Raw genomic sequence first — 18,962 nt, 5'->3', positions numbered from 1 at the left:
ATGCAGGCATGAATGCGACAATGAGACGGCTCTTACTCACCATCGGTGTGCTGATGAGCGCGATCGTCGTGGCATCGCCCGCATCGGCCGAGAAGCGTGTCGCGCTTGTGGTCGGCAACGACAATTATCGCAACGTCTCGAAGCTGCAGAAAGCCGTCAACGACGCCCGCGCCATGGGCGAGGTGCTAAAGAAGCTCGGTTTCGAGGTGATGGTCGCCGAGAACCAGACGCGGCAGGGATTTAGCCAGGCGCTGCTGGCTTTCGAGACCTCGCTCGGCAAGGGCGATACGGCGTTCTTCTTCTTTGCCGGCCACGGTTTCGAGATCACCGGCCAGAACTATCTGCTGCCGACCGACGTGCCCGCGGCGACCGCCGGGCAGGAGGAACTGGTGCGCGACAGTTCCGTGCTCGCGGATCGCATCGTCGATCGTCTGCAGAACAAGGGCGTGCGCAGCGCCATCCTGGTCTTCGATGCCTGCCGCAACAATCCGTTCGAACGCTCAGGGACGCGCTCGCTGGCCGGCGGCGCTGGCCTTGCACCGATGGTGCAGCTGCCGGAAGGCGTGTTCTCGATTTTCTCCGCCGGCCCCCGTCAGACCGCGCTCGATCGGCTTTCCAACAACGACACCGATCCGAATTCGGTGTTCACCCGCACCTTCATCAAGGAGATCCAGGAGCCGTCGCTCAATCTCGTGCAGATCGCCCAGCGCACCCGCCGGACGGTGAGCGAACTCGCCGACACGGTGAAACATCGCCAGGTGCCGGTCTATTTCGACCAGATGGTGGACGACGTCTTCCTCAACGGCCAGGCCAAGTCGAACGAGCCCGTGCAGGCCAGCACGCTGCCGACATCGCAATTGCCGAAGGTCGCCGCCTTGCCGCCGGTGAATACGTCACCACTGCCCACACCGGACAATCCGAACGCACCGATCGCCAGCTTCTCCCGCCACAATGGCGGCTGGACCGTGGTGTTCTCCATCGTCGATCCCGCGCTCGGCATTTCCTGGCGCAAGGGCGACAGCGGCGATTTCCGCGAGACCGGTTTCATGGACACGCTGGACCCGCGCACGCGTAAACGATTGCCCAATCCGTCGATCCAGCTGAATGCCGATGAGCCGGCGACGACGTTGCAGGTGCGCTACATCGACATCACCGGCGAGATGCAGGGGCCGTTTCCGATCCGCTTCGATCCGGAAGCGGCGCTGGTGCGCGACCAGCGCAAGATTCTCGACATGACCGCCTCGAACTGGCTGGAATTCGGCGGCTCCAATGGCCTGCTGTATTACACGCATCTGATCTCGTATCGCTGCGCAATCCGCGAAGTGAAGCTTGGTTTCGATACGTCGGTGCCGGATCAGGTGCTGAGATTGCCGCCCTGCAATCAACGCGATCCCATCGCGGTGCCGCGTGATGCGCCGATCTATATGAAAGTGCCGGGCGGCGCGCGCTCGGTGTCGGTGGAATTGCAATTCCGCGACGGTAGTGTCTCGGAGATCAGGACGTTCCGGAAATGAGTGAGATCGAACAGATTGCCGAACTCGAGGAGCGCCGCCGCAAGGCCATGCTCGATGCGGATATCGCTGTGCTCGACGAGATGTTCGCTGACGATCTCAGCTACACTCATTCCAATGCGGTGATGGAGCGCAAGGCGCTCTATCTGGAGCGGCTCGCCGCCAAGCATTACGACTATCGCGAACTGAACTTTCTCGATCAGGACATTCGCGTGACAGGCGATGCCGCGCTGATCACCGGGCGCATGACGGGCGAGGTGGTGATCGCCGGGCAATTGCGACAACTCAACAGCCGCACCACGGTGGTCTGGACCCGTCAGCATGGCCGCTGGCGGATGCTGACCTTTCAGAGCACGCCGCTGCCGGCAACCTGATCGTCGATCAGCTCGTATAGTTCGATCCGAGACCGATCGACTTGAGCAGTTTGCGATAGGCGATCGAGGTTCGGTCGGCCGGAATATGTGTCTCCATCTGCATGTCCAGCGGCAGATCTTCCGGCTTCTGCGATTCCACGATCACGCGGTCTTCGTTGAAGATCTGCAGATTGAAGGCGAGGACGTCGTCGAGCGGACCGTCCTTGCCGAAATTGCGTGCCAGCGGGCAGAACAGGCGCGTCTTCCGTGCCGAGATCGGCGATGGTGCGTTCAGGATGGAGAGCAGGCCGTTATCCGGAAAATGCACGGTCAGCTTCGCGCAGAACGGCGGAAACACATCGAAGACGCGCAGCCATTCGAAACCGTCCGGCGCAAGATGCCGGAGTTGCTTCGGATAGTTGCTGACAGAGCTCAGATAGTTGGCCCGAATGCCGAATGATGTCCGCTCCAGCTGGTAGCTGGGCACGACGGGATTGTCGCGATCGCCGAACGACTCGACATGCGCCCAGGCGAAATGCGCGACGTCCAGGAAGCCTTCCATCTGACGACCACAGGAGCTCTTGATGTCGATGGTGGGCGCCATGATCGGCTGGAAATCGGGATCGTCCCAGGCCTCGAACACCGGCAACGTGTCGTGTTCGCCGTTCAGCGTCGTCCAGATCAGTCCATAGCGTTCGATGGTCGGCAGCACCGTGATGCGCAGCTTGTCGGAGATCGGAAGATCCGGATGGGCCGGGACCGATCGGCAGCGTCCGTCGGGACCGTAGCGGAAACCGTGATAGGGGCACACGATGGTGTCGTGCTCCACCCAGCCGAGGCTCAATTGGGTGCCGCGGTGGACGCAGAGATTGCGGGCGGCGATGGCGCGGCCAGCCGCGCGATAGACCACAAGATCGACATCGAGCAACGTCGCCTGAACCGGCTTGTCGGCAAGCTCGTCGCTGCGCGCGACCGGGTACCAGTAGTGCGAGAGCACAGTCCAGTCCTGAGGATCGAAGCTCAGGTCTCTCGGAAAACCAAGCCGCTGCGATGCGACCGGTTTGATGGCCAAGTCTATCATCCACGCGTCTCCTGACGAGCGGCGATTGCGCCGGATCAAAGTCTCTCGACCTATTCTTACTCAGATCGGGATCGACATGAAGTGGCAATTTTGAGCGCGGGATGCGGCGTTTTCGAGCGCAATAGGTTTCCGACGCGGGACTTCGCGCTGCGATTTGTTGACGGCGATCCGTCGCTCCGCCACCCTGCAGCTCAAAATGGAATGCGGGAGATGGTGATGGGCGCGACAGCAGCCGGGAATGTGACGACACGCTGCTGTATCGTCGGCGGCGGGCCGGCTGGCATGATGCTCGGCTATCTGCTTGGCCGTGCCGGCGTCGATGTGATCGTGCTGGAAAAACACGCCGACTTCTTCCGCGATTTCCGTGGCGACACGGTGCATCCCTCGACACTGCAGGTGATAGACGAACTCGGCTTGATCGACGATTTTCTCAAGATCAAGCACGACCGCATCGCCAAGATGGACGGCTATTTCGGCACGCACAAACTGCGTATCGTCGATATCGCGCGGACATCGGCAAAATACCCGTTCATCGCCTTCATGCCGCAATGGGATTTCCTCGATTTCCTGCGCGACAAGGGCAAGCGCTTTCCGCATCTCAAGGTGATGATGAAGACCGAGGCGACCGATCTCGTCTGGTCGGGTGCACAGGTCGTCGGCGTCAAAGCCGTGACGGAGCAGGGGCCGATCGAGATCCGCGCCGATCTTGTCGTCGCCTGCGATGGCCGGCATTCGGTGGTGCGTCCGGCCGCAAAGCTCGAGGTCGAGGACATCGCCGCGCCGATGGACATTCTCTGGTTTCGCATCGCCAAGGGGCCGGAGACCGAAAGCGTGTTCGCGCGGCTCGAGCCGGGCAAGATGATGGTGACCATCGATCGCGGCGACTACTGGCAATGCGCCTATGTGATCGCCAAGAACCATTTTGACCAGGTCAAGGGCAGGGGGATCGAGGCCTTCCGCGGGGAAGTGTCCCGGCTGGCGCCGATCCTGGCGGCGCATATCGACGACCTCAAGAGCTGGGACGACGTCAAGCTGCTCACCGTCGCCATCAATCGCCTGACGCGCTGGCATCTGCCGGGCCTGCTCTGCATCGGCGATGCCGCACATGCGATGTCGCCGGTCGGCGGGGTCGGCGTGAACATCGCCGTGCAGGACGCCGTCGCCACCGCCAATCTGCTGGCGGCGAAATTGCAAAAGGGGCCGGTGAGCGAGGACGATCTCGACACCGTGCGCCGGCGCCGCGAATTCCCGATGCGCGCCACGCAGGCGATGCAGGTGGTGATGCAGAAGAACATCATCAGCCGCGCGCTGGCGCCCGGCGATCAGCCGCTGACGCCGCCGTTGTTCATGCGCGTCGTCAATGCGGTGCCGTGGCTGCAGGGACTTGCGGCGCGGTTTCTAGCGATTGGTGTCAGGCCGGAGCATGTGCGCTCGCCCGAGGCGTAGGCGGATGAGGCGCAGCCGAAATCCGCCGGCCGAGTTCGTCACTGAAACTCCGCGGCGGATTACGCTGCGCTCATCCACCCTACGTTTCAGATCGAGAAGCTCGTCCCGCAGCCGCAGGACGCTGTCGCGTTCGGATTGACCACCCGGAACGATGCGCCGATCAGGTCATCGACGAAATCCAGTTCAGAGCCGGCCAGAAACGGTGCCGACGACGGATCGACAAGCACAACGGCGGCATCCCGCTCGATCACCACGTCGTCTTCAGCCTTGGCGCGCTCGACGTCGAACTTGTATTGAAAACCCGAACAGCCGCCACCTTCGACGGAAACGCGCAGCATGGCGCCGCTGCCTTCGGCCTTGAGAATCTCGCCAATCCGGCGCGCCGCGCTGGCGCTGACGGTGAGGGGGGCTTCGATCGTGGCGGTATCGGTCATATCTGGCTCCAGGGCGGGACTCGGTGGTTTGAATCTGCCGCGCCCCATAGTTAAGTGCGGCAGCCCGCGGAATCAATTGGATCAAGGATAAACAGCTTTGTCGGTCGGAATGGCAGCTCCCCAGGCGCCCTATGCCTGCGATCCCGCGCAGAGCCGCGGCCGGCTGTTCCCGGAAGCCCCGAGCCGGACGCGCAGTGCGTTCCGGCGCGATTGCGACCGGGTGATCCATTCCACGGCCTTCCGGCGGCTGAAGCATAAAACCCAGGTTTTCGTGTTCCACGAGGGCGATCATTACCGCACCCGTCTGACGCACACGCTGGAAGTCGCCCAGATCGCCCGCGCGGTGGCGCGGCAACTCGGCCTCGACGAAGATCTTACCGAAACCATGGCGCTGGCCCACGATCTCGGACATCCGCCTTTCGGCCATGCGGGCGAGCGGGCGCTGGATGCCTGCCTGGAAGCCCATGGCGGCTTCGATCACAATGCGCAGGCGCTGCATGTGGTCACCGCACTGGAGCACCGCTATCCCGGTTTCGACGGGCTCAACCTCACCTGGGAATCCCTCGAGGGCATCGTGAAGCACAATGGCCCGCTGACGGGCCGGAATGGCCTGCCGCTTCAACGCTATGCGCAGCATGGCCTGCCGCTTGGCATCGTCGCCTTTAACGAGAAACTCGATCTCGAACTCGGCAGTTTTGCCTCGCTGGAAGCGCAGGCGGCGGCGATCGCGGACGACATCGCCTATGACGCCCATGACATCGATGATGGCCTGCGCGCGGGCCTGTTCAGCATCGACGATCTCAGGACCATCCCGCTGGTTGCCGGCATCGTGGCCGAAATCGATCGCCGCTATCCCGGCCTCGATCAGGACCGGCGTGGCGCCGAGCTGGTGCGCGAGCTGATCTCCTATCTGATCGGCGCCGTCGTCAGCGAGGCCCAGCGCCGGCTGGATGAGGTCAGGCCGGTGTCTGCCGAGGAGGTCCGTCATTGCGGCCGGCAGCTCATCGCGTTCTCGGCCGAGGCTGCAGGGGCCGAGAAGGCGATCAAGTCCTTCCTCTGGACGGGCATGTATCGCCATCCGCGCGTGATGCGCGTCATGGTCGAGGCCGAATGTCTGGTGGCCGACCTGTTCTCCCGCTACACGCGCGAGCCCGGCGATCTGCCACCGGAATGGCAGGCAGGGGCGACCGGCGAGGCGGAATCGGAGGCCGAGCAGGCGCGCCGGATCGGTAATTTCATCGCGGGGATGACCGATCGTTTTGCGATCACCGAGCATATCCGGCTCTTTGACTCGACTCCGGAATTGCGCTAGGCGGTTCCCTGTTAAGTGCCTATCGGGATTGAGAAAATTATCCCGATGCGATCCGCCGGCCGGCCTCGTCTCGCATTTGCAAAGACATTGGCGCAAGGCCCGCGAAACCGCTATCCAGACCTAATTCCGTTCCTGCCGGCTGAGTCCCGGCGCAAGCTGGTTCCGTACAGTAATGACCACTTCTGCCCCAGTGCCGCATCTGTTCGCCAATGTGCTCGCCCGCGTGCATGCGATCTGCAACGACCTGATCACCGACGGCGTGCTGCCGTCCGGCATCGATCTGTCGCGTATCGTCGTCGAGCCGACCAAGGATGCGTCCCATGGCGACATGGCGAGCAATGCCGCGATGGTGCTGGCCAAGGAGGCGAAAGCCAAGCCGCGCGATCTCGCTGAGGCGATTGCCGCCAAGCTGCGCGCCGATGATCTCATCACGTCGGTGGATATCGCCGGTCCCGGCTTCATCAATCTGACGCTGAAGACGTCGGTCTGGGCTGATGCGCTGCGCGCCGTGCTGCGCGACGGCGATGTCTATGGCCGCAGCGCGGTCGGCGGTGGCGAGAAGATCAATGTCGAATATGTCTCGGCCAATCCCACCGGCCCGATGCATGTCGGCCATTGCCGCGGCGCCGTGTTCGGCGATGCGCTGGCGAGCCTGCTCGATGTCGCCGGCTACAGCGTCACCCGCGAATATTACATCAACGACGCCGGCGCGCAGGTCGATGTTCTCGGCCGCTCGGCATTCCTGCGCTATCGCGAGGCGCTCGGCGAAGCCATCGGCGAGATCCCGGAAGGGCTGTATCCCGGCGACTATCTGCAGCCGGTCGGGCAGGCCCTGGCTGCGGAGCATGGCGCTACGCTGAAGGATATGCCGGAAGACCAGTGGCTGCCGATCACCCGCGCAAAAGCCATCGACATGATGATGGAGATGATCAAGGGCGATCTCGCCGCTTTGAACATCAGCCATGAAGTGTTCTTCTCCGAGCGTTCGCTGATCACGGGGGCGACCGATCTGGTCGGGGCGACCATCGATTTCCTGCGCGGCAAGGGCGACGTCTATGAAGGCCGGCTGCCGCCGCCGAAGGGCAAGCCGGTCGATGATTACGAGGACCGCGAGCAGACGCTGTTCCGCGCCACCGCTTACGGCGACGACGTCGATCGTCCGCTGCTGAAGTCGAATGGCGGCTACACCTACTTCGCCTCCGACATCGCCTATCACAAGACCAAGGTCGACCGCGGCTTCCACAAGATGGTGGACGTCTGGGGCGCCGATCACGGCGGCTATATCAAGCGCGTTCAGGCGGCCATCAAGGCGGTCACCGACGGCAAGGGCGAGCTCGACGTCAAGATCGTCCAGCTGGTCAAGCTGCTGCGCAATGGCGAGCCGGTGAAGATGTCGAAGCGCTCGGGCGACTTCGTCACCTTGCGCGAGGTGGTGGACGAGGTCGGCTCCGACGCCGTCCGCTTCATGATGCTGTTCCGGAAGAACGACGCCGTGCTCGATTTCGACCTCGCCAAGGTCATCGAGCAGTCCAAGGACAATGCCGTTTTCTATGTCCAGTATGGGCACGCCCGCGGCCATTCGATCTTCCGCAACGCCCGCGAGCAGATGCCGGAGATGGCCGGTCTGCCCACGGAAGACGCCGAGCGGATTGCCTGGCTCAAGGATGCGGCGGTGGAGCGGCTGGACGATCCCATCGAGCTCGGCCTGCTCCGGCAGCTGGCGCTCTATCCGCGGATGATCGAGGCGGCAGCGGTTGCGCACGAGCCGCACAGGATCGCATTCTACCTTTACGACCTGGCCAGCGCCTTCCATGCGCACTGGACCCAGGGCCGGGATGCGCCTCATTTACGCTTCATTATCACTAATGATGCAGAACTTACTAAAGCACGTCTGGCACTCGTGCAGAGCATCGTTACGGTTCTTAAGTCAGGCCTAGCCGTTCTCGGCGTCTCTGCACCGAATGAGATGCGTTAGTAGTTGAGTAATAATTTGGGAATGGTCGCTGCATGGGGGTGTGCAGCGGTCAATGACAGGCGGCAATTTCGTCCGGTCGACGAAGTGGCAGCTTTCCCGCAGGGGATGTGACATCACCATGGCCAATCAGTACCAGAACCGATCTTACCCCGCAGGCGCCGGCTACAATGACCCGCGCGCGCAAGGCGAGGGCGATCCCTTGGCCGAACTGGCCCGCCTGATCGGCCAGACAGATCCCTTTGCTGCGCAGTCTGCGCGCCAGCCGGCCGCCCAGCAGCGCCGCGCCGAGCCCGTTCCGGCCCATCACGACGAGCCCGAAGAGCAGTTCGAGACCGCGCCGACCCCGCCGCCCTGGATGCAGCGCGTGGCCGCGCAGCGTGCCCAGCAGCCGGTCGAGCCGGAGCCCGTGCATTACGCTCAGCCGAAGGTCGAGCCGGAATTCGATTTCCAGCAGCAGCAATATGAGCAGGCCCAGCATCCCGATGCGCAGGCCTATGCGGCCTCCAGCTATGCGCCGCAGGACTATGCTGCGCATGAGCAGCAGGCCCATGCCAGCTACGATGCCTATGGTCATCCGCAACAGGCGCAAGCTTACGAGCAGCCGGTGCATCAGCCCGATCCGAACCGCTATGACGATGCGCTCTATGGCCAGCCCGATCACGGGCAGGCCTATCAGCAGGATCCGTATCAGGACGATCCCTACGCCTATCAGCAGGACGATTACGCCGAAGAACCGGCGCCGAAGCGCCGCAGCGGCATGAAGACCATTGCTGCCGTACTTGCGCTGGCAGTCGTCGGCACCGGTGGCGCCTTCGCCTATCGCACCTTTGTCGGATCGACCCGCAGTGGCGAGCCGCCGGTGATCAAGGCCGATCCCGGCCCGAACAAGATCGTGCCGGCGACGACCTCTGCGTCGAATGACAGCGGCAAGCAGCTGGATCGTCTCGCGGCCGGGCAGGAGCGTCTGGTGCCGCGCGAGGAGCAGCCGGTCAATGTGCAGGACGCCAGCAAGGCCGGTGGCCCACGCGTCGTGTTCCCGCCGCTCAACCAGAACAATAATCCGCCGACCACGGCAAGCGTCTCGCCGGCCAACAAGCCGATGGTCGCGAGCAATCCCGTGAATGGCGACGAGCCGCGCCGGATCCGGACGCTGGCCGTTCGCGGCGATCAGATGGATGCGGCGGCGGTGCCGGCAGCGCGTCCGGCCGCAGCCCGGCCGACGACACCAGCGCCGGCACCTGCCGTCAACGCGGCCAATGCTCCGATGTCGCTCTCGCCGCAGTCGGCTCCGGCTGCTGCCCCGACGACCCGTTCGGCTGCGCTCAATACCGCACCACAGGACATCGCTTCACCCTCGGCGGCGACCGGTGGTTATGTGGTCCAGGTCTCGTCGCAGCGGAGCGATGCCGATGCCCGTGCCTCCTTCAAGGCGCTGCAGGGCAAATATCCTTCGGTGCTCGGTTCCCGGTCGGCTCTGATCAAGAAGGCTGATCTCGGCGACAAGGGAACATATTACCGCGCCATGGTCGGTCCGTTCGGGTCGGCCGACGAAGCTCTCCAGTTCCGCAAGAATCTGGAAGCTGCTGGCGGGCCGCAGGGAATAGTCCAAAGGAATTAACGGCGGTTTCCTTGACCCTGCGTGGTGATGGGGCCTAATCGGCCCCATGAGCACCCGAGCCTTCATCACCGGCGTATCCGGCCTTACCTTGACTGCTGACGAGCGCGCCTTTTTGCGCGCCGAGCGTCCCTGGGGCTTTATCCTTTTCAGGCGCAATATCGACAACCCTGCGCAAGTTGCTGCGCTGGTTGAGGAATTGCGTGAAGCGACGGGCGATCTCGGTGCGCCGGTCCTGATCGATCAGGAAGGGGGGCGGGTGCAGCGCCTCGGTCCGCCGCATTGGCCCGTCTACCCGCCTGGCGCGGTCTTCGGCGCGCTCTACGATCTCCAGCCGGATCTTGGCCTGCGCGCTGCCTGGCTCAGCTCACGGCTCATCGCTGCCGATCTGATCGACCTCGGCGTCACCGTGGACTGCCTGCCGCTGGCGGATGTGCCGGTCGAGGGCGCCGATGCCGTGATCGGCAATCGCGCTTATGGCACAACGCCGGCCAAGGTTGCGGCGATCGGGCGGGCGGTCACTGATGGTCTGGCGGCTGGCGGCGTGCTGCCGGTGCTCAAGCATATTCCGGGGCATGGCCGGGCCAATGCCGACAGTCATCACAAGTTGCCAATCGTGTATAACACGAGGAATGAGCTGGAAGCCTCTGATTTTGAAGCGTTTCGACCGCTTGCCGACTTGCCTATGGCGATGACTGCACATGTTGTGTTTAACGCCCTGGACGCCACTCGGCCGGCCACGACTTCTGCGACAATCATCACTGACGTGATTCGCGGCAGTATCGGGTTCCAGGGTTTGTTGATGAGTGATGACGTGTCCATGAATGCTCTGGCGGGATCCATCGCCGAGCGAACCCGCGCCATCGTCGATGCCGGCTGCGACGTCGTCCTGCACTGCAACGGCAAGCTGGACGAGATGCAGGCCGTCGCCAAAGAAACGCCGCTGCTCAAGGGCAAGCCTGACGAGCGCGCCCGGGCCGCGATTGCCGCCCGTCAGCAGCCACAGCCCTTCGACCGCGCTGCAGGCCGGGCGGAACTCGACCAACTGATCGCACGGACGGGAGCCAGCGCATGAGCGCCGAAATTCTGTCGTTTGAAACCGGACGCCCGGCCGAGATCGTCACCAATGACGAGCCGTCGCTGGTCATCGACGTCGAAGGCTATGAAGGCCCGCTCGACCTGTTGCTCACGCTCGCGCGCCAGCAGAAGGTCGATCTGCACAAGATCTCGATTTTGGCACTGGCCGATCAATATCTGCTCTTCATCGAGGAAGCGCGAAAGATCCGGCTGGAACTCGCGGCCGACTATCTGGTCATGGCGGCCTGGCTCGCCTTCCTGAAGTCGCGCCTGCTGTTGCCGGAAGTGGTGAGCCAGGAAGAAGGCCCGAGCGCCGAGGACATGGCGACCGCGCTGGCCAACCGGCTGCGCCGTCTCGAAGCCATCCGCAGCGCTGCCGACCAGCTGATGGCCCGGCCGCAGCTCGGTCGCGACAGTTTTCCGCGCGGCGCACCGGAACAGATTGCCGAAATCAAGCAGCAGAAATTCACGGCGACGCTGTATGACCTGTTGTCGGCCTATGCGACCCAGCGTCAGGCGCGCGTGCTCACCCGCGTCCATCTGGCCCGCCGCACCGTGTGGTCGCTGAGCGAGGCCCGCGCCTCGCTGGAACGGCTGATCGGCATGGCCGAGGACTGGAGCCGGCTCGACGAATATCTGCTGGCCTATGTGCCCGATCCGCAGCAGCGCGCCACGGTGATGGCGTCGAGCTTTGCGGCGGCGCTCGAGCTTGTCCGTGAGGGCGCGCTCGATCTCAGCCAGAGCGAAGCATTTGCACCCCTGTATTTCCGCAAGCATGTCGGCCCGCCGCCCGTGCCTGTGGCGCCGGAAGTTCCGGCTGAGTAAGTGAGAGAAGGAGATCCGGACATGGCACGTGCCGCCGAAAAACGCATCGACGTTGTCGAGGATCAGGTCGAGGACATGCAGCAGGACGACATTGCGCAGCCGACCGAAGCCGTGCAGCCGACCGATATTCCCGCCGAAGACACGGTCGCAGAAGGTGCTGCCGCTGCAGACCTCGTCGCGGACGATGTTGCCCAGCAGGATGCCGTTCAATCGGACGAAGCGCCGGAAGTTGCCGCGCGTCCGGAAGAGCTGCGCATTCTTGAAGCGCTGCTGTTTGCCTCTACCGAGCCGCTCGACCAGTCGGCGCTCGCCAAGCGCATGCCCGATGGCGTGAACGTCAAGAAGGCACTGGAAGCGCTGCAGGCGGATTATGCCATGCGCGGCATCAATCTGGTGCGCATCGCCAACAAGTGGACCTTCCGCACCGCCGGCGATCTCGCCTGGCTGATGACCCGCGAGGTCAGCGAAACCAAGAAACTGTCGCGCGCCGCCGTCGAGGTGCTGGCCATCGTCGCCTATCACCAGCCGGTGACCCGCGCCGAGATCGAAGATATCCGCGGCGTGGTGACTTCCAAGGGCACCCTCGACGTGCTGCTCGAGACCGGCTGGATCAAGCCGCGCGGCCGCCGCAAGACGCCGGGCCGTCCGCTGACCTTTGGCACCACCGATACGTTCCTGTCGCAGTTCGGCCTCGAGGCGCTCGGCGATCTGCCGGGCCTCGAGGAGCTCAAGGGCACGGGCCTGCTCGACTCGCGCCTGCCGGCCGGCTTCAGCGTTCCCAACCCGTCCGACGATCCGCAGCTCCGCGAGGACGAGGATCCGCTGGAGGATGGCGAGCTCCACCTCTCGCTGTCGGAACCCGATCCGGAGTTCCCCGAAGCGCAGGGCGAGACTGCAGTTGCCGAAGGGGCAACGGCGGAAGTTGTCGGATTGGCCGAAGTTCCGGTGGCTGATGATGCCGACGAGGTCGGCGAGATCGCCGATGTGATCGATCCCGAGGAGGTTGAAGCTCCCGCGCTTGGCGTGGTCGAGGTCGACGAAGACGAAGCTGAAGACGGCGAAGAGACTGCCGAGGCGGAACAGGACGAGGCCGAACCGGCTGAATCGGAGACCGCGGAACTCGATGCCGACGCGCAGGATGACGACGGCGACGACGACCTCGACGACGAAGATGATGATTTCGAGGACGATGAGGACGAGGAAATCGACGCGGATGGTGCCGACGAGGGCGCTTCCGGCGACGAGGCGTCCAAGCCGGGCGAGGACGACGATCATCACCGCTGATGCGACATTAACGCTCGCGACGTTACGACTTGTCCATCCGCGATTCCACGGTGGTTAAGTCCTTGTTTTTGACGAACCCGCGGCCTACGTTCCGGTCAGATCAGGCCGGTTCGCCGGCTGTGTGTTTGGAGGGTTAGCAGGATGGGTTCTCTCAGCATTTGGCACTGGATCGTCGTGATCGCGGTGGTCCTGCTGTTGTTCGGTCGCGGCAAGATCTCCGACCTCATGGGTGACGTCGCGCAGGGTATCAAGGCCTTCAAGAAGGGCATGGCGGACGACGACAAGCCGGCAGACAAGCCAGCCGATCCGAACAAGACCATCGATCAGGCGCCGGCTGCGCCAACGGCCAACCGGTCGGATGTCGGCAGCAAGGCCGTTTAAGGTCAAGGTTGCTAAGGTCCATTCGGACCGCAGCGGACGGGTCAAAAGGCACGGCTCGTCCGGCCTGTGAGCAGGTTGTTACATGTTCGATATCGGGTGGAGTGAACTGGTCGTCATCGGCGTCGTGGCGCTGATCGCCATCGGCCCGAAGGAATTGCCCGGCGTGTTGCGCATGGTCGGGCAATGGATGGGCAAGGCCCGCAAGATGGCCTCGGAATTCCAGGGCCAGTTCAACGAGGCCATGCGCGAAGCCGAGATGGCCGACGTCAAGAAGGCGTTCGATGACGTCAAGGACGCCGCCTCCGATTTCTCCAAGAACAACATCATGACCTCGCTGACCAAGGATGTCAGCGATGCCATGACCGTCGACAAGATCGACAATGTCACCACGCCGCCGGTGATGCCGACCACGCCGGAGCCGCCGACGCCGGACACCTTTATCGAGGCGGCTGCGCATGATGCGGTGAACGAGCCGCTGGCCATCACGCAGGAAGTGCAGCCGACGCCTGCCGAGCCAGTCGTCACCAGTGACGTGCCGGTTGCCGACAATACATCTGCCGAGCCCGGCAATCCCGAAGTCCTCAAGAACGCCAAAGCCCTATGAGCGCCGAAGATATCGAGGCCTCGAAGGCCCCCTTGATGGACCATCTGATCGAGCTGCGGTCGCGGCTGATCAAGGCGCTGCTGGCATTTGCCGTGGCTTTCATCTTCTGCTTCATCTTCGCCAAGCAGATCTACAACGTTCTGGTCTGGCCGTTTGTCTGGGTCGCTGGCCCGGAGAATTCCAAGTTCATCTACACCGCGCTGCTCGAATATTTCCTGACGCAGTTGAAGCTCGCGATGTTCGGCGCCGGCTTCATCTCGTTCCCGGTGATCGCGGCGCAGATCTACATGTTCGTGGCTCCCGGGCTCTACAAGCACGAGAAGGGCGCGTTTCTGCCCTATCTGATCGCAACGCCGTTCTTCTTCGCGCTTGGCTCGCTGCTGGTCTATTTCATGGTGCTGCCGATGCTGATCCGGTTCTCGCTGGGCATGCAGCAGGCCGGTAGCGCCGAGACGGCACAAATCGCGCTGCTGCCGAAGGTCGGCGAATATCTCTCGCTGATGATGTCGCTGATCTTCGCCTTCGGCATCGCCTTCCAGTTGCCGGTGATCCTGACGCTGCTCGGCCGTATCGGCGTGCTGACGTCGAAGCAGCTACGTGAAAAACGCCGCTATTTCATCGTCGGCGCTTTCGTCATCGCCGCTGTGCTGACGCCGCCCGATGTCATCAGCCAGGCCTCGCTCGCGATCCCGCTGATGGTCCTCTACGAGGGCTCGATCATCGCGGTAGGGATCGTGGAGAAGAACGCAGCGAAACGGGCTGCGGCAGCGACCGGGACGGATCTGACGACGGTGGAGTAGGGCCGGGCTTCTTGCAATCGACTGCGACGCAATCTATCTTAGGTTGTGTCTTGTCGTTGTGCTGGAGATGCAAATGGTCTTCGCATTTGATACGCTCGGCTATTCGAAGCGCCTGCGTGACGCCGGTATCCCTGATGGTCACGCGGATGCGCATGCCGAGGCAGCGAGGCAATTCATCATGACGGAGCTGGCGATCAAGTCAGATATGCTGGAGCTGAAGTCGGAGATGTTTGCTCTGAAGTCCGAGGTCGCTTCCCTGAGAGATTCTGTTGCCATGAAGTCCGATCTGCAGGCCATACGAAACGAACTTTACGCCGCAATCGAAAAATCTGCATTGCAGACGACCATTCGGCTGGGTGGTGTGGTCGCTGTCGGCGTCGGCATTCTTGCGGCCCTGCAGCGCATTCACTGACGGCGCTTTTGCCCATTTGATGTTCCAAAACCCAGCCATTCGGGGTACTCAGGGCCGCTTTCGCTCAGGAATCCCGCTATGCACGACATCAAATCGATCCGCGACAATCCCGAAGCCTTTGACGCTGCCTTGAAGCGGCGCGGACTGGCTGCGGTGTCGTCGTTGCTGCTGGCCATCGACGAAGCCCGGCGGACCGCGATCCTGGCGTCCGAGCAGGCGCAGGCGCGGCGCAATGCCGCCTCCAAGGAAATTGGCGAGGCCAAGAAGACCAAGGACGAGGCGCGGGCCAATGCGCTGATGGCTGAGGTCGCCGAGCTCAAGACAACGATGCCGGAGATGGAAGCCGCGGTGAAGGCGGCTGAGGAACAACTCCGCACCGAGCTTGCCGGTATTCCCAACCTGCCGCTCGACGAGGTGCCGGAAGGCGTCGATGAGCACGGCAATGTCGAGCGCCATCATTTCGGTGCCAAGCGCAACTACGCCTTCACGCCGAAGCCGCATTACGAGATCGGCGAAGCCATGGGCTTCATGGATTTCGAAGCAGCTGCAAAGCTGTCGGGCGCGCGCTTCGTCGTACTGAAGAAGGGCCTTGCACGGCTCGAGCGTGCGATCGGACAGTTCATGCTCGATCTGCACACCAACGAGCACGGCTACACCGAGGTCAATCCGCCGCTGCTGGTACGCGACGATGCGATGTTCGGCACGGCGCAATTGCCGAAGTTTCGCGACGATCAGTTCGCAGCGGGCGCGCTCGGCAGCGAAGGACAGGGCTATTGGCTCATCCCCACCGCCGAAGTGCCGCTGACCAATCTCGTGCGCGAATCCATTCTCGACGAGAAAGAACTGCCGCTGCGTTTCACCGCGCTCACGCCATGCTTCCGCGCCGAAGCCGGCGCCGCTGGCCGCGATACGCGCGGCATGATCCGGCAGCATCAGTTCACCAAGGTCGAACTGGTGTCGGTGGTCACGCCCGAGGAGAGCAGGAACGAGCATGAGCGCATGCTGTCCTGTGCCGAGGAAGTGCTGAAGAAGCTCGGCCTGCATTATCGCGTGATGACGCTGTGCACCGGCGACATGGGTTTTGCCGCGCAGAAGACCTATGACATCGAAGTGTGGATGCCGGGCCAGGGCGAGGGCGGTGCTTATCGCGAGATCTCGTCCTGCTCGGTCTGCGGCGATTTCCAGGCGCGCCGGATGGATGCGCGGTCGCGCGGGCCGGATGGCAAGCCGCGTTTCGTGCACACGCTGAATGGCTCTGGCACGGCGGTCGGCCGCGCGCTGATCGCGGTGATCGAGAACTATCAGCAGGAAGACGGCTCCATCGCGGTGCCGGATGTGCTGCAGCCCTATATGGGCGGGCTGAAGGTTGTTCAGGCGAACTGAGTTTCGCCTGATGCATTATGCGCGGCTCGCAGTCACGAGCGCGCATTTCGCTCGCTCGGCGCGGACATTGACGTGGCCGACCAGCGTCATGGGAAATGCCTTGCGGCTCTTCATCGCGATGGTCTCCGCCACCAGCTTGCGACGCTCGGTGGCGTAGCGGCCGTCGCGACTCCTGAATGCGCAAAGCAGTTCGAGATCCTTGATATCATAGGCATTGGCGTTGCGGACCGTGAAGGTCATCATCGCCCGCGATCCCATGCCGCCGCGGCGAAACGACTGGCGTGACAGGCTGACGCGATTAAGATCGACAGCCTCGGACGTCTCCGCCAGTTTGGCAGGATTGGCTTCCGGGGGCGTGCCGTTGTCAGGCGGGGCGGCAACGGCGAGATTCAATGTCAGGTCGGGCTGCGGCGCTTTCGCGAAACTTGGCATTAACAGCCACCCAGCCACCACTGCAGCGATAGCAGCCAGACCTCCCAATAAGATTCGCCGATCAAGCAGCGTGACCATTTTTGTCGCCTCGATAGGCGCTGCGGCCAAGCCATTTGCGGCCGCGCGCTGATGTCCGAAACGCGCCATTACTCATTGTTTTGAGAAGAACTGCGCTTGGGGCGGGCTGGTTCCCGTGTGCCGGAAATATGGCGCGAATGCACACCGGGCAGCGATGAATAGGGGGTGGCAAAAGCCTGCCCTTGCTGGCAAAAAGTCCGCCGCGGCCGGGTCGGCCAAGATCCAACAAGATCGAAAGGGCTGACGCGCATGCGCATTCTCTGCACCAATGACGACGGTATTCACGCTCTCGGCCTGCAGATCATCGAGCAGATCGCCAAGCAACTGTCTGATGATGTGTGGGTCGTTGCTCCAGAGCTGGATCAGTCCGGCGTGTCGCATTCGCTGTCGCTGAACGATCCCTTGCGCCTGCGCGAAGTCAGCGAGCGGCACTATGCCGTGCGTGGCACGCCGACCGACTGCGTCATCATGGGCGCGCGGCATATCCTCAAGGACAAGCAGCCGGATCTGGTGCTGTCCGGTGTCAACAAGGGCCGGAATGTCGCCGAGGACGTGGTCTATTCCGGCACCATCGCCGGCGCGCTGGAGGGTACGATTTTAGGATTCCCGTCGGTGGCGCTGAGCCAGGAATTTTCCATGGCGACACGCAATGCACCGCAGTGGGAAACGGCGCTTGCTTACGGTCCTGATGTGCTGCGCAAGGTGATCAAGGCCGGCGTGCCGAAGAACACGGTGATCAACATCAACTTCCCGGCCTGTGATGCGGCGGAGGTGAAGGGCGTCGTGGTGACGCGGCAGGGCAAGCGCAATCAGGGATTTTTGCGCATTGATGAGCGCCGCGACGGGCGCAACAATCCGTATTTCTGGATCGGCTTTGAGCGCATCGTTGCAGCAGAAGCGCCGCCGGAAGGGACTGACCTGGCTGCCTTGGCTGCACACTATGTGTCGGTGACGCCTTTGCGGCTGGACCGCACGGACGAGGCGTTCAGCGCGGCGTTGAGCAAAGCGTTGGGGTGAAGCGTCAGTGCTTGCGGCCGTCCTTCGAGGCCGCCGCTGCGCGGCGGCGCCTCAGGATGACGGGAGAGTTTGCGGTGTCTACTGAAGACTCTTTCGGCGCTTCGCCGCATACTCCACCGTCATCCTGAGGTGCGAGCGTAGCGAGCCTCGAAGGAGGCGTGTTCAGCGCGGCTTTCCGCCGCGACGTTTCGCGAGTGCTTCGACCGTCGCCCAATCCGATTTGATCAAAGCTCCTTTTTCGCGCGACTCCAGCCCTTCAACTGCCGCTCAGCCGCGATCCCGTCCGTGATCCGGTCGAAATAATCGCACCACATCACGACAACCGGCCACCGCGTGTAGGTGTATCCCTTGAAGGTCCCGGCGTTGTGCTGATCGATGCGCGGCTGCAGGTCGTCGCCCGTCGCGCTGCCCACATAATGTGAGCCGTCAGCACACCGCAGCATGTAGACGAAGACACCCATCGCCATTCCCCAAAGCCGGTCGATGCCTGCTTCAGGATGACGTCCATCTCTCGTCTGTCAATTTCGGGAAAACCTAAACCGTCACGCCCTTCAGCGTCGCGGCCAGCACCTGTGCCAGCGTTTCCATCTGGAACGGCTTCTGCAATGTCGGCCGATCGCGGAAATCTTCGGGCAGGCCCTGGGCGCCATAGCCGGTCGCGAAAATGAACGGCTTGCCGCGCGCCGCAAGAACTTCCGCCACCGGCGAGATCACCTTGCCGTTGACGTTCACGTCCAGGATCGCGACGTCGAATTCGGTGCTGCCGGCGAGGCGGGTGGCCTCGGTGATGTCGCCGGCTTCGGCGGCGACGCTGTAGCCGAGGTCTTCCAGCATGTCGGCGACCATCATGCGGATCATCACCTCGTCTTCGACAAGGAAGACAGAGCCGCCCGGCTGGTTCGCTTCAGTCATGGCCGCTTTCCCTGCATGATCCCTACGGAA

The 18,962-nt window shown here is 63.0% G+C and carries 20 protein-coding genes; 15 read left to right on the top strand and 5 right to left on the bottom strand.

Going from position 1 to position 18,962, the window contains the following annotated elements:
• The first annotated feature begins 20 nt into the window (after positions 1 to 20).
• Both AC1RQ5_RS18295 and AC1RQ5_RS18290 read left to right on the top strand, forming a co-directional pair.
• On the top strand, positions 21 to 1,514 hold the full coding sequence (locus AC1RQ5_RS18295; protein ID WP_493200819.1) for a caspase family protein: 1,494 nt from the start codon (positions 21 to 23) through the stop codon (positions 1,512 to 1,514).
• Positions 1,511 to 1,885: a nuclear transport factor 2 family protein gene (locus AC1RQ5_RS18290; RefSeq protein ID WP_493200817.1), complete on the top strand. Its 375-nt coding sequence runs from the start codon at positions 1,511 to 1,513 to the stop codon at positions 1,883 to 1,885. Before AC1RQ5_RS18295 ends, AC1RQ5_RS18290 begins: the two co-directional genes overlap by 4 nt.
• 7 nt (positions 1,886 to 1,892) lie before the next feature.
• On the opposite strand, the gene AC1RQ5_RS18285 is transcribed toward AC1RQ5_RS18290, so the two are convergent.
• On the bottom strand, positions 1,893 to 2,936 hold the full coding sequence (locus AC1RQ5_RS18285; protein ID WP_493200815.1) for a Rieske 2Fe-2S domain-containing protein: 1,044 nt from the start codon (positions 2,934 to 2,936) through the stop codon (positions 1,893 to 1,895).
• A 219-nt stretch (positions 2,937 to 3,155) separates the two neighbouring features.
• Between AC1RQ5_RS18285 and AC1RQ5_RS18280 the strand changes: the two genes are divergently transcribed.
• A complete protein-coding gene (locus tag AC1RQ5_RS18280) occupies positions 3,156 to 4,391 on the top strand; it encodes an FAD-dependent oxidoreductase (RefSeq protein ID WP_493200813.1) in 1,236 nt (411 codons plus the stop codon).
• 86 nt (positions 4,392 to 4,477) lie between these two features.
• Here AC1RQ5_RS18280 and erpA read toward each other — a convergent pair whose 3' ends face one another.
• Complete coding sequence (gene erpA, locus AC1RQ5_RS18275) at positions 4,478 to 4,825, bottom strand: iron-sulfur cluster insertion protein ErpA (RefSeq protein ID WP_398476732.1); 348 nt, start codon at positions 4,823 to 4,825, stop codon at positions 4,478 to 4,480.
• A gap of 97 nt (positions 4,826 to 4,922) precedes the next feature.
• Here erpA and AC1RQ5_RS18270 point away from each other — a divergent pair, with 97 nt between their 5' ends.
• The 11 genes from AC1RQ5_RS18270 to serS all read left to right on the top strand — a co-directional run bounded on the left by AC1RQ5_RS18270 (position 4,923) and on the right by serS (position 16,493).
• The gene (locus AC1RQ5_RS18270; protein ID WP_493200811.1) at positions 4,923 to 6,137 is read left to right on the top strand and encodes a deoxyguanosinetriphosphate triphosphohydrolase; all 1,215 of its coding nucleotides are present in this window, start codon (positions 4,923 to 4,925) and stop codon (positions 6,135 to 6,137) included.
• A 172-nt stretch (positions 6,138 to 6,309) separates the two neighbouring features.
• Complete coding sequence (gene argS / locus AC1RQ5_RS18265) at positions 6,310 to 8,112, top strand: arginine--tRNA ligase (RefSeq protein ID WP_493200809.1); 1,803 nt, start codon at positions 6,310 to 6,312, stop codon at positions 8,110 to 8,112.
• 118 nt (positions 8,113 to 8,230) lie between these two features.
• On the top strand, positions 8,231 to 9,730 hold the full coding sequence (locus tag AC1RQ5_RS18260; RefSeq protein ID WP_493200807.1) for an SPOR domain-containing protein: 1,500 nt from the start codon (positions 8,231 to 8,233) through the stop codon (positions 9,728 to 9,730).
• 46 nt (positions 9,731 to 9,776) lie between these two features.
• Complete coding sequence (gene nagZ / locus AC1RQ5_RS18255; RefSeq protein ID WP_493200806.1) at positions 9,777 to 10,802, top strand: beta-N-acetylhexosaminidase; 1,026 nt, start codon at positions 9,777 to 9,779, stop codon at positions 10,800 to 10,802.
• Entirely contained in the window at positions 10,799 to 11,629 is an 831-nt protein-coding gene (locus tag AC1RQ5_RS18250) for a segregation and condensation protein A (RefSeq protein ID WP_398476742.1), read from the top strand. The genes nagZ and AC1RQ5_RS18250 overlap by 4 nt, the downstream gene beginning before the upstream one ends.
• Positions 11,630 to 11,650: 21 nt before the next feature.
• Complete coding sequence (gene scpB, locus AC1RQ5_RS18245; RefSeq protein ID WP_493200804.1) at positions 11,651 to 12,913, top strand: SMC-Scp complex subunit ScpB; 1,263 nt, start codon at positions 11,651 to 11,653, stop codon at positions 12,911 to 12,913.
• 141 nt (positions 12,914 to 13,054) lie between these two features.
• Complete coding sequence (locus AC1RQ5_RS18240) at positions 13,055 to 13,294, top strand: twin-arginine translocase TatA/TatE family subunit (RefSeq protein ID WP_398476747.1); 240 nt, start codon at positions 13,055 to 13,057, stop codon at positions 13,292 to 13,294.
• 82 nt (positions 13,295 to 13,376) lie between these two features.
• A complete protein-coding gene (gene tatB, locus AC1RQ5_RS18235; protein WP_493200802.1) occupies positions 13,377 to 13,898 on the top strand; it encodes a Sec-independent protein translocase protein TatB in 522 nt (173 codons plus the stop codon).
• On the top strand, positions 13,895 to 14,698 hold the full coding sequence (gene tatC, locus AC1RQ5_RS18230) for a twin-arginine translocase subunit TatC (protein ID WP_493200801.1): 804 nt from the start codon (positions 13,895 to 13,897) through the stop codon (positions 14,696 to 14,698). The genes tatB and tatC overlap by 4 nt, the downstream gene beginning before the upstream one ends.
• 67 nt (positions 14,699 to 14,765) lie before the next feature.
• Entirely contained in the window at positions 14,766 to 15,110 is a 345-nt protein-coding gene (locus AC1RQ5_RS18225; protein WP_493200799.1) for a hypothetical protein, read from the top strand.
• A 78-nt stretch (positions 15,111 to 15,188) separates the two neighbouring features.
• The gene (gene serS, locus AC1RQ5_RS18220) at positions 15,189 to 16,493 is read left to right on the top strand and encodes a serine--tRNA ligase (protein ID WP_493200797.1); all 1,305 of its coding nucleotides are present in this window, start codon (positions 15,189 to 15,191) and stop codon (positions 16,491 to 16,493) included.
• Positions 16,494 to 16,508: 15 nt separating this feature from the next.
• Here serS and AC1RQ5_RS18215 read toward each other — a convergent pair whose 3' ends face one another.
• Positions 16,509 to 16,925 carry a hypothetical protein gene (locus AC1RQ5_RS18215; protein ID WP_493200796.1) on the bottom strand — a complete coding sequence of 139 codons (417 nt, stop codon included), beginning with the start codon at positions 16,923 to 16,925 and terminating at the stop codon, positions 16,509 to 16,511.
• A gap of 327 nt (positions 16,926 to 17,252) precedes the next feature.
• Between AC1RQ5_RS18215 and surE the strand changes: the two genes are divergently transcribed.
• Entirely contained in the window at positions 17,253 to 18,020 is a 768-nt protein-coding gene (gene surE / locus AC1RQ5_RS18210) for a 5'/3'-nucleotidase SurE (protein WP_493200794.1), read from the top strand.
• Positions 18,021 to 18,244: 224 nt separating this feature from the next.
• On the opposite strand, the gene AC1RQ5_RS18205 is transcribed toward surE, so the two are convergent.
• Positions 18,245 to 18,481, bottom strand: coding sequence for a GIY-YIG nuclease family protein (locus AC1RQ5_RS18205; RefSeq protein ID WP_493200793.1), 237 nt, complete (start codon positions 18,479 to 18,481; stop codon positions 18,245 to 18,247).
• A 73-nt stretch (positions 18,482 to 18,554) separates the two neighbouring features.
• Positions 18,555 to 18,932 (bottom strand): response regulator, encoded by a 378-nt coding sequence (locus tag AC1RQ5_RS18200; RefSeq protein ID WP_398476761.1) that lies wholly within the window; start codon positions 18,930 to 18,932, stop codon positions 18,555 to 18,557.
• Positions 18,933 to 18,962 lie beyond the last annotated feature (30 nt).

It is taken from the genome of Tardiphaga sp. GW821-FHT12E02, from assembly GCF_058807155.1.
Note: the sequence above shows the minus strand (reverse complement) of the source record. Positions and strands in the feature narration are given on the sequence as shown.

Coding starts and splice junctions, on each gene's coding strand:
- AC1RQ5_RS18215 (WP_493200796.1), bottom strand. CDS start 16,925: ATGCCAAGTTTCGCGAAAGCGCCGCAGCCCGACCTGACATTGAATCTC.
- serS (WP_493200797.1), top strand. CDS start 15,189: ATGCACGACATCAAATCGATCCGCGACAATCCCGAAGCCTTTGACGCT.
- tatB (WP_493200802.1), top strand. CDS start 13,377: ATGTTCGATATCGGGTGGAGTGAACTGGTCGTCATCGGCGTCGTGGCG.
- tatC (WP_493200801.1), top strand. CDS start 13,895: ATGAGCGCCGAAGATATCGAGGCCTCGAAGGCCCCCTTGATGGACCAT.
- AC1RQ5_RS18240 (WP_398476747.1), top strand. CDS start 13,055: ATGGGTTCTCTCAGCATTTGGCACTGGATCGTCGTGATCGCGGTGGTC.
- AC1RQ5_RS18290 (WP_493200817.1), top strand. CDS start 1,511: ATGAGTGAGATCGAACAGATTGCCGAACTCGAGGAGCGCCGCCGCAAG.
- argS (WP_493200809.1), top strand. CDS start 6,310: ATGACCACTTCTGCCCCAGTGCCGCATCTGTTCGCCAATGTGCTCGCC.
- erpA (WP_398476732.1), bottom strand. CDS start 4,825: ATGACCGATACCGCCACGATCGAAGCCCCCCTCACCGTCAGCGCCAGC.
- AC1RQ5_RS18295 (WP_493200819.1), top strand. CDS start 21: ATGAGACGGCTCTTACTCACCATCGGTGTGCTGATGAGCGCGATCGTC.
- AC1RQ5_RS18225 (WP_493200799.1), top strand. CDS start 14,766: ATGCAAATGGTCTTCGCATTTGATACGCTCGGCTATTCGAAGCGCCTG.
- AC1RQ5_RS18280 (WP_493200813.1), top strand. CDS start 3,156: ATGGTGATGGGCGCGACAGCAGCCGGGAATGTGACGACACGCTGCTGT.
- scpB (WP_493200804.1), top strand. CDS start 11,651: ATGGCACGTGCCGCCGAAAAACGCATCGACGTTGTCGAGGATCAGGTC.
- nagZ (WP_493200806.1), top strand. CDS start 9,777: ATGAGCACCCGAGCCTTCATCACCGGCGTATCCGGCCTTACCTTGACT.
- AC1RQ5_RS18200 (WP_398476761.1), bottom strand. CDS start 18,932: ATGACTGAAGCGAACCAGCCGGGCGGCTCTGTCTTCCTTGTCGAAGAC.
- AC1RQ5_RS18205 (WP_493200793.1), bottom strand. CDS start 18,481: ATGGGTGTCTTCGTCTACATGCTGCGGTGTGCTGACGGCTCACATTAT.
- surE (WP_493200794.1), top strand. CDS start 17,253: ATGCGCATTCTCTGCACCAATGACGACGGTATTCACGCTCTCGGCCTG.
- AC1RQ5_RS18260 (WP_493200807.1), top strand. CDS start 8,231: ATGGCCAATCAGTACCAGAACCGATCTTACCCCGCAGGCGCCGGCTAC.
- AC1RQ5_RS18250 (WP_398476742.1), top strand. CDS start 10,799: ATGAGCGCCGAAATTCTGTCGTTTGAAACCGGACGCCCGGCCGAGATC.